General features: G+C 44.8%; 10 protein-coding genes and 2 pseudogenes. 4 read left to right on the plus strand and 8 right to left on the minus strand.

What is annotated here, in order from left to right:
• Positions 1 to 59: 59 nt before the first annotated feature.
• The 4 genes and pseudogenes from NDA06_RS16695 to NDA06_RS16710 all read right to left on the minus strand — a co-directional run.
• On the minus strand, positions 60 to 1,205 hold the full coding sequence (locus tag NDA06_RS16695; RefSeq protein WP_190986132.1) for a DegT/DnrJ/EryC1/StrS family aminotransferase: 1,146 nt from the start codon (positions 1,203 to 1,205) through the stop codon (positions 60 to 62).
• A 265-nt stretch (positions 1,206 to 1,470) separates the two neighbouring features.
• Positions 1,471 to 2,439 carry a hormogonium polysaccharide biosynthesis glycosyltransferase HpsE gene (gene hpsE, locus NDA06_RS16700; RefSeq protein WP_190428898.1) on the minus strand — a complete coding sequence of 323 codons (969 nt, stop codon included), beginning with the start codon at positions 2,437 to 2,439 and terminating at the stop codon, positions 1,471 to 1,473.
• Between the two features lie 246 nt (positions 2,440 to 2,685).
• Entirely contained in the window at positions 2,686 to 2,847 is a 162-nt protein-coding gene (locus NDA06_RS16705; RefSeq protein WP_190428899.1) for a hypothetical protein, read from the minus strand.
• A gap of 360 nt (positions 2,848 to 3,207) precedes the next feature.
• Positions 3,208 to 3,369, minus strand: a pseudogene (locus NDA06_RS16710) (Uma2 family endonuclease); the annotation flags it as partial.
• Positions 3,370 to 3,377: 8 nt separating this feature from the next.
• Between NDA06_RS16710 and NDA06_RS16715 the strand changes: the two are divergent.
• Positions 3,378 to 3,521, plus strand: coding sequence for a hypothetical protein (locus NDA06_RS16715; protein ID WP_190435874.1), 144 nt, complete (start codon positions 3,378 to 3,380; stop codon positions 3,519 to 3,521).
• 77 nt (positions 3,522 to 3,598) lie between these two features.
• Here NDA06_RS16715 and uvrB read toward each other — a convergent pair whose 3' ends face one another.
• Positions 3,599 to 5,596, minus strand: a complete 1,998-nt coding sequence (uvrB, locus tag NDA06_RS16720) for an excinuclease ABC subunit UvrB (protein WP_190428900.1) — start codon at positions 5,594 to 5,596, stop codon at positions 3,599 to 3,601.
• 734 nt (positions 5,597 to 6,330) lie between these two features.
• On the opposite strand from uvrB, the gene NDA06_RS16725 reads away from it, so the two are divergent.
• The 3 genes from NDA06_RS16725 to NDA06_RS16735 all read left to right on the plus strand — a co-directional run bounded on the left by NDA06_RS16725 (position 6,331) and on the right by NDA06_RS16735 (position 7,774).
• The gene (locus tag NDA06_RS16725; protein WP_190414269.1) at positions 6,331 to 6,519 is read left to right on the plus strand and encodes a CsbD family protein; all 189 of its coding nucleotides are present in this window, start codon (positions 6,331 to 6,333) and stop codon (positions 6,517 to 6,519) included.
• 130 nt (positions 6,520 to 6,649) lie between these two features.
• A complete protein-coding gene (locus NDA06_RS16730) occupies positions 6,650 to 7,102 on the plus strand; it encodes a hypothetical protein (protein ID WP_190414267.1) in 453 nt (150 codons plus the stop codon).
• A gap of 147 nt (positions 7,103 to 7,249) precedes the next feature.
• The gene (locus NDA06_RS16735) at positions 7,250 to 7,774 is read left to right on the plus strand and encodes a hypothetical protein (RefSeq protein ID WP_190414265.1); all 525 of its coding nucleotides are present in this window, start codon (positions 7,250 to 7,252) and stop codon (positions 7,772 to 7,774) included.
• Between the two features lie 128 nt (positions 7,775 to 7,902).
• Here the strand turns inward: NDA06_RS16735 and NDA06_RS16740 are convergent, their stop codons facing one another.
• From NDA06_RS16740 to NDA06_RS16750, 3 genes and pseudogenes are all read right to left on the minus strand, one after another.
• On the minus strand, positions 7,903 to 8,157 hold the full coding sequence (locus tag NDA06_RS16740; protein ID WP_190687545.1) for a DUF2283 domain-containing protein: 255 nt from the start codon (positions 8,155 to 8,157) through the stop codon (positions 7,903 to 7,905).
• Between the two features lie 12 nt (positions 8,158 to 8,169).
• Complete coding sequence (locus tag NDA06_RS16745; RefSeq protein ID WP_190687548.1) at positions 8,170 to 8,424, minus strand: hypothetical protein; 255 nt, start codon at positions 8,422 to 8,424, stop codon at positions 8,170 to 8,172.
• A 43-nt stretch (positions 8,425 to 8,467) separates the two neighbouring features.
• Positions 8,468 to 8,737 (minus strand): annotated as a pseudogene (locus NDA06_RS16750) (protein kinase); the annotation flags it as partial.
• Positions 8,738 to 8,792: the final 55 nt, after the last annotated feature.

Below are 8,792 nucleotides of genomic sequence, written 5' to 3' on the forward strand. Positions count from 1 at the left end.
TTAATGCTAAGCGCAAAGTTAGAATCATTATTCTTAGCGTTTTTTACATTGAAAATTCATCAGGTTCTCACACACAAGGTTTGCAAAGTATCAATGACCTGATGGACTTGGGTATCGCTTAAGCCTGGATACATCGGTAAGGATAAAATTTCCAGTGCTAGAGCTTCGGCTTGGGGGAAGTCTCCGGCTTGATAGCCGAGATTCTCGAAGGCGGGTTGAAGATGACAGGGAATGGGGTAGTGGATGCCGGTTTGAATACCAACAGCCGCTAGTTTGTCTTGAATCGTCTGCCGGTCGAGGGGACAAGCTTCAGTGACACGAACAACATAAAGGTGATAAATGTGACCGTTGCCACTTTGGTTTTGGATGGGGAAAATTCCAGAGTTTGCCAACGGCTTCAATAAGGCGTCGTACTGCTGGGCTGCTTGGTTACGTGAGTGGTTCCAGTCGGCAAGATGAGGGAGTTTGATGTTGAGGACAGCGGCTTGCAGGGTATCAAGTCGGCTATTGGTACCGGGTTCGGTATGGTAATACTTACGGGAACACCCGTAATTGCGGAGCGATCGCATTTTCTTCGCGACTGCTTCATCATTGGTAATGACCATACCTCCATCTCCTATGGCACCCAAATTTTTACTGGGATAGAAGCTAAAAGCTGCTGCTTTGCCAATCGAACCAGCACGATAACCTTCTCGCTCTGCCAGGTGAGCCTGAGCCGCGTCTTCAAATACAATCAGGTTGTGGGCGCTGGCAAAGTCCAAAAGTTGACGGGGCGAAACCATTTGCCCATACAGATGCACCGGAACGATCGCTTTGGTTTTGGCTGTGACTGCTTTTTCGGCGGCTGTAAAGTCAATTAGCGCAGTTTGAGGGTCGCAATCGACTAAAATCGGTGTGGCACCAGCATGGACAACGCCGATCAGAGTGGCGATGAAGGTATTGGTGGGTAAAACGACCTCATCCCCGGCACCAATACCACAGGCTTCTAATCCGAGCGCTAGCGCATCTGTTCCCGAAGCGACCCCAATGCCATAAGCCACACCACAGGCACTGGCAAACGCCGCCTCAAAGTCAGCTACAGCCTGACCTAATATAAAATCTCCTCGTTGAATCGTACCCCGCACTGCCTCCTCTATCTGTGTTTGAAGAGGCTGGTGTTGGAGTTGAAGATCCACAAAAGGAACTGCTGTCGTAATATTGTTCATACGGTATGAGAATTCAGTGTGAGAATTAAAGTTACCGAGAGTTTTTAGGGTTTTTGAATCGCCAACGAGAATGCCTTTTGAGGTATCAACAGCACTGATTGGAAGAAAAGCTTAGGCTTTTAGAGCGATCGCTTCCATAAAGTTTTCACTGTTGATCCAGCTAAAGACCAGTTTAAGCGAGACGAATACTCCCTGTATGAAGAGAAAGTAAAGCTTTTATATTGAGAATATTTACAATATAAACGGCAAATTCTCTACACAGAATTTAATCAATTTTTATGTTATAAGTACGTAGTCGGGTTTTCCAAATATAAAAAGGGCTAATCAGGCTATTAGTAAAAAGCTCCATTTGGCAAGCAGCTACAATATCATCTTTCAAGGAAAATTTATACTTGATGAGATGAAATAATATTTTACGTAAATCGTTAACCATATACATAAAAAAAACGGCGGGTCGCTGCCAAGGTTTGAAACTTAGCATCCGAGTCCGATGGCGGCTCAAACCAATGCCGCGACATAATTTGATTAAATAGTCTTTCTCTAAGCGCCAGTGGGGAATTCGATGGTAAATACACATTTCAGGGTTGTACCAAATTTCCCATCCAGCTTGTTGAATATGTAATAGCGCTTCTAAATCTTCTCCTGCCAGCATATTGTCGCCAATTCGCCCGTGAAGAATAAAATTTTTCGGCACGCTTTCCAGCCAGACTTGGCGACGCACAACTAATCCAGCTCCAGGTGGTAGAACCTTTTTGTGGGGTTCGTAGCATAGAGCATTTGTTCCCCTGTCTGCAATAGCGAGCAGACAAGCGATTTCTTCAAAATTTTTGGGAGGAGTCCCTTGCAAGTCACCATAAATGCGGCTCCCATAACCGCCAACTTTCGGATGATTTTGCCCGAATGTGTATGCTGCCGAAACCCACGTAGATGTTGGTAAATTATCGTCATCAAGAAATCCAATCAACTTACCTCTGGCTTCTTGGACTGCACGTTGACGGGAAAAGGCAAGTCCTTGTTGGGGTTCAAAACAATATCTTAAAGGATAGGCGAAAGGCCAGTTTGCTTGGTATTCTCGAACAACTTTGGCGGTATTGTCTGAGCTGTTATTATCAACAACTAAAACTTCCCAGACAATTTGCTCGGTATGAATTTGCGATCGCAGTCGCTCTAAGACATCAGGTAAACGGTCTTCCCCGTTATAAGTCGGAATGGCTACAGTAAAATCAACAGACATCGGTTTCAGAGCAGTTTTTTCAGATACGCGATCGTAATTAAGCATATGTTACATTCCTAAGCTTAATGATGCTCTTCTATACTCTTAGTATGCCCAGAAGTACTGGTTGAAATCGCAACCCCACGAACATAATTAGGACTGCGCGAATTGCCAACATTATCGAGAAGCTCTGCCCTTTGCAAACAAGATCGAAGATGCAAATTTAATTTTTCTGGTTTCAGCACTGCCTAATCTGGAAGATCGTCGTCAGCCGCTGATGACGCGGGGAGATGACTCGGCTGTGGGTAGATGCCGGAGAAAAATCGACATTTGACGATTCAAAGCCAGATTGACGCTCCACGAGCCGCCAGGGACGCTAGGTTTTCTCGTGGCACCCTGAACGTTGGGGTTATGAGATGGGCACGACAAAGTAAGAGTCGCCTCTTATAAAGTTTAACTGCATTGACGGCAGTGAAGTTTCAGACAGCGATCGCCAACATTGTACGAATATCGCCAGTACCATTCACCACAATCAAAAGGTAGAAATTTAGGGTAAGGTTTATTTTCCTTGAGAGCATGATTTCTGGATGAGGGGATTAGCTGGGATGACAAAAAATTGCGCTTGCTAAATTTTCCAGAAATCCTTGGTATGCCTTATCTAGCGCCCTTCCGGAATATGCGGAACTAATGAGGTGGTGCCGCTCGTACCGAGAATTGGCATCTGTGTAGCAATGTTCTAGCAGTGAATCCCATTCGGGTTGGATGCGATCGCTTACCAAAAATCAGCTTTCACCATACCTCATTCAAATCCAACTCAAATCCAGGTAGCACATCCTCGCCAGATAGAGTTAAAGGAAACTCCAACACCTCTACATCTTGCCCTAAACGGTAAATTTCTATCTGCTTCGTCTTGGGATCAATCAGCCATCCTAAGCCAACGCCGTTGGTGATGGCTTAGGATGGCTGCACGGGTGATGCCTGAGTCGGTGAACTCAATTATGAAGATTGCTCAACTTGGCTTTCAGATGGCTGATTGGTGTATGGATGCGATCGCTCTTCACCCTGTTTTTCCAGTCAAAGTGCGATCGCTGTTGAATTTTTGAACCGCCTTGGCGAAGCCTGCGCGAAGCGCTTAGACGCGAAGGACGCCAAGTAAGAAAAGAGAGGCGCTTAAGCGTTTTTAATGACCGAGTAATTTGTCTCGTAGATGCTTAATGCGATCGCGGTATTTTGCAGCCTCTTCAAACTGCAAATTCTTTGCTGCTTCCTTCATTTGCGCTTCCAGTTGGGTAATCAACTCTGGAATATTCTCTAAAGGCAAATCGTCCGCCTGTTCGTAAATTTCTTCCAACTGTTGAGAATTCAGCCGTCGCGAAACATCTAGGTAAGCCAAAATTGAGTTATTGACTTTTTTGATAATCGGTTGGGGTGTAATGTTGTGCATTTTGTTATATGCCATCTGAATCCCCCGCCGCCGGTCGGTTTCGTCGATCGCTTTGATCATGCTATCGGTGAGATTATCAGCATAGAGGATGGCTTGTCCCCGGATGTGACGAGCGGCGCGACCAATGGTTTGAATGAGCGATCGCTCTGCGCGTAAGAAACCTTCTTTATCTGCATCCAAAATTGCCACCAGAGAAACTTCCGGCAAATCCAACCCTTCTCGCAGCAAGTTAACCCCAATTAGCACATCGAAATTGCCCTCGCGCAACTCTTGCAAGATTTCAATTCGCTCAATCGAGTTAATCTCTGAGTGCAGATAGCGGACTCGAATTCCTCGTTCTTGTAAATATTCTGTCAAATCCTCCGCCATGCGCTTAGTTAAGGTAGTAACTAGCACCCGTTCTCGCTTGTCAATCCTGTCTTTAATCTCACCTAACAAGTCGTCAATTTGTCCTTCCGTGGGACGCACAAAAATTTCTGGATCGAGTACGCCAGTCGGACGGATTACCTGTTGTACAATTCGATCCTCTGACTGTTCTATCTCCCAGTTACCGGGAGTTGCAGAAACAAAAATACACTGATTTACCTTCTCCCAGAACTCTTCTGACTTCAGAGGACGGTTATCAGCAGCACTGGGGAGGCGAAAACCATGCTCAATCAGCACTTTTTTTCGTGCTTGGTCGCCATTGTACATCCCCCGAATTTGCGGGACGCTGACGTGAGATTCATCCACCACTAACAGCCAATCTTTAGGAAAATAATCAATCAAGGACTCTGGCGGTTCTCCCGCACGCCGTCCTGCTAAATGTCGGGAGTAGTTCTCAACGCCGTTGCAATATCCGACTTCCCGCAACATTTCCAAATCGTAGCGAGTACGCTGATCGAGTCGTTGCGCCTCTAGTAATTTCCCGGCTTTTTCTAATTCTTCTAGCCGATCTTTGAGTTCCTGTTCAATGTCGTTGCAAGCTGCTTCTAGCCTATCTTCTGGGGTGACAAAGTGACGGGCTGGGTACACATTTACGGCGTCCATACTCTGAAGAATTTCGCCGGTTACGGGGTCAACGTAACGAATAGCGTCAATTTCATCTCCAAAAAATTCTACGCGAATAATCCGATCTTCGTAAGCAGGACCAATTTCCAGCACATCGCCCCGAACTCGGAACTTTCCTCGCCCCATTTCTACATCGTTGCGGCTATACTGCACGGAAGCTAAATCTCGCAGCAACTCCCGTTGATTCACTTCTCGCCCCATCTTTAAGGGAATCGCGGCTTTGAGATATTCCGAGGGAATTCCCAAACCATAAATACAGCTAATGGAAGCCACGACAATGACATCGCGCCGCTCAAAAAGCGATCGCGTGGCGGAGTGTCGCAACATATCAATTTCGTCGTTAATTGCAGCACTTTTCTCGATATATGTGTCGGTGACGGGAATATACGCTTCTGGCTGATAGTAGTCGTAGTAACTGACGAAATACTCCACCGCATTTGGGGGAAAGAACTCCCGCAATTCGTTACACAATTGAGCAGCGAGCGTTTTGTTGTGCGCCAATACCAGCGTGGGTCTGCCGACATTCTCAATAACGGCTGCTACTGAGAATGTCTTGCCCGTTCCCGTCGCTCCCAGTAGGGTTTGAAAGCGATCGCCTTTTTTTACGCCTTTCGTGAGTTGCGCGATCGCATTCGGCTGATCGCCCGTCGGTTGAAAGGGAGCTTGCAGACAAAATTGCGTCATACAGTTTTAAGAAGCTTTAAGAAAATTGTTTTTCGTGCCTGGAGCTTGGTCGGCAGATTACCACATCTCTCTTCTCTCTCATCCTAGCCATTTGCCCTCTTCTATGCCTTGCTCATCTAAGCGATCGCCAGAAATAAATCCTAACTTGTCACTGCCATGCACGTTCATCGCCAACAGCATAATTATTTTAATAAATATTGACAATTCTTATTTTTTGTATTCAAGCGGTAAAGCGATCGCTGATTCGTTTATCGGCTTCAACATTGCTTGCAAATGAGATTGTGTCATCCAAGTTTTTAGCGATCGCATTTTAGTTGCACTTGGGACTAAATTACTTCTCCCCATTTACTTGACTAGCACTCCCTCTGCAACTTTGGGAAGCCGCTTGTTTCTAGCGCAGGGGCGCTTTTACTGCAAAGGTTCGAGAGAGCTTTTGAAGGGAACTTATGAATGGGATAATAATCCCACGTTTTTAGCCGAGACAAGATTTCCTATTGTAAAAATTAATAATTTTTTTAAATTATCATCTACCTTTAGCCGTAGGAAATACTCATTCTTTGAGCATAGGTAAAGAGTAATAATAGCGATCCCCATTTTTTCTGTCTGGGGGCAGAAGGCTATGTAAACAAAACTAGATACATTGAATACATAGAAGCAAAAGAAGACTGCGGCAGTAAAGCAAATTTAACGCATCTTCTAACTTATAAAACTGTTTGAAAGATTAGGAGAAAAAAATGAGCGTTGAAGATAGAGCTAAAGCAACGGGCAAAAATATCGAGGGCAAAGCTCAAGAAGCGCTCGGCAATATAACTGGCGATCCAGAAGATAAAGCTGAAGGAAAAGCCAAGCAAGCTGAAGCCCAAGTAAGTCACACCAAAGAAGATGTGAAAGATAAGGCAAAAGATTTGGTTGATAACGCCTAATACTTGACTTTGAAGGTCTAGTTACTGAAAAGATTCATCTAGACCTTCTCCCTTATTTAATGCAGCCAATACCACAGACAGGTAACACCCTGATTCTGTCTTGTAAAGACAAGTTTAATAGGAGACTGAGGTGAATTTTCTTCAGCAATTTCGGAAAATTTTTACGGCTTTAGTCTTGGTTCTGTTCCTCTCTACAGCTACAGCTTGTAGTGGAGCCAGCCAAGCAACTCAACCGAAAGCTCTACCGGGTGCGAGTAGCGGTGCTAACAGCATTGTCGCATATCAACAGTTGGAACGCGGTAGCACTGCCGCCGGTCAAGAATTTGGTAACTGGGTAGTCCAGACAGCGAAAGGATTAGTCAAGGATGCCTACGTCCGTGATAACAACAAATTGGGAGTTGTCATTACGCCGCAAGTCCGTCCAAATGAAGTCAAAAGTTTAGCAAGCTCTTTAGCTCAAGGATTCCACAAGAATTTTCCCAACCAAGATTTAACCATTTTGATGTATGCGCCAGATAAAAAACTGATTTTGACAGCCAAATATGATGAGCAGTCAAAACAAATTCAGTATCAAGGCGCTTAGTTTAACTAAGGGGAAATCGGTGAAAGCTGGGGCAACTCATCTAGCTTTAACTACTTTAAAAGGTGCATTTGTAGAGATGGGGTGAATCCCCTCTCTACCCAGAATTTACGATTTTTTCTTTTAGCTTTTGAATCAGGAGATAAGAAAATGACCAGCAGCGAACAATATAAGCGTCAAATCATGAATGATTTGGCTGGTGGTGACTCCGAAATGATGCAGGATGCTCCAAGCGATCCTAGCAGCGACTATCAAAATTTTGATGACTTTGCTCAACGTTCCTCTAGAGACGAACGCCGTCAACTGTTTGGGAAGTCTCTACATCCAGACAGCATTCCTGTCAGCCAGATGGAACCAGAACTGCAAAAAGCGATCGCGCAGATTCAACCCAGCGAACGGGATGATGTGGCGCGGGAGTTCTTCAAGCGGTTAAAGGAAAGAGGACTCAATGACCGCCAGTTAGAGCAACAATTAAGTCTCTCCACCCATCACCCCAGCCGCATGAGTGCAGATGATGTTAGCAAACTGGCTACCTTCACCTATCACACTCATCCTGACATCTTCCAAGATGTATTAGCTGACAAACCAGCTATTATGAAGTTTCTGAGCAATCCAGTGGTTGCCGCTGTATTTGGCATCATGGCAGCTAAGTGGCTGGGCGGTCGCAGACACTAAAACCCGTTACTGTTAGACAGTAATAGCTAGTAAAAAAAGGCGCTCCAGTCAAATTGGAGCGCCTTTTTCGGTTTAACAACTTAGCACTTTAAGAAATTCAATGTTTCGAGTAGATGTTAGCTAGGTGGTCAATTTTTAGACTTTTCCAGTGCCAATTTAATCTCAGAAGATTCTCCCAAAGCTTCATTTACTAAAACCAGCTTTCCCTGATTATCGGCTCCCAATTGTTGATTGGCATTAAGGAGTTCAATTCCATAAATAGTTCCATCAGGCGCTATATCTACATTCATTTCATCGCTCACTTGGATGGTTTCCACCTGTACTGTTTTTTCTTGTAAGTAGATATAAGCGACGTTGTATCTAGGATCGTAAGTTAGTCTCATAAAATATTGTCCCTAAAAAAATTTGACAATTACAGTGATAACCAGCCAGTCTTCTTCGTTTTCTTTAACAGCGATAACCTCCACCTTCTTCGTAGAATAATAATTTCCTCGCCACTCAGCATTGAAGGGAAAGTTACGCCTAAACCCTGTTCGCTCCAATTGGGCAGGAAATAGTGTATCACCTTCAACAGTGGCAATAACTTCTGCCTCAGCTGCACCACACTCAATTAATCTTGCTTGAGCATGAGGATGTAGCTTAACGCTCACCTTTGTTAATCCCTTGAGATTCTATAAATTAAATTGTCCTTTTTTAGGAAGACAACCGCCAAATCTTGATAGTCTTGTCCACACTGCCACTAGCCAGTATCTGCCCATCCGGGCTAAAGGCGACAGAATAAACTGTGTGGGAATGACCAGTGAGGGTGCCGATTTCTTTGCCGGTACTCAGTTGCCACAGTTTAATCGTTTTGTCCCCACTGCCACTAGCCAGTATCTGTCCATCCGGGCTAAAGGCGACAGAATTATAGCAACCGCCAAGATAGTTAGGACGTAGAGTAGAGATCACCTGTTGTCCTGAAGTTATTCAAGCTGCTCATGGCAAACCCCTATAGTTATGACCTGCGTCAGAAGGTGAT

The organism is Trichocoleus sp. ST-U1 (genome assembly GCF_039961835.1).
Classification (GTDB): Bacteria; Cyanobacteriota; Cyanobacteriia; order Cyanobacteriales; family FACHB-T130; genus FACHB-T130.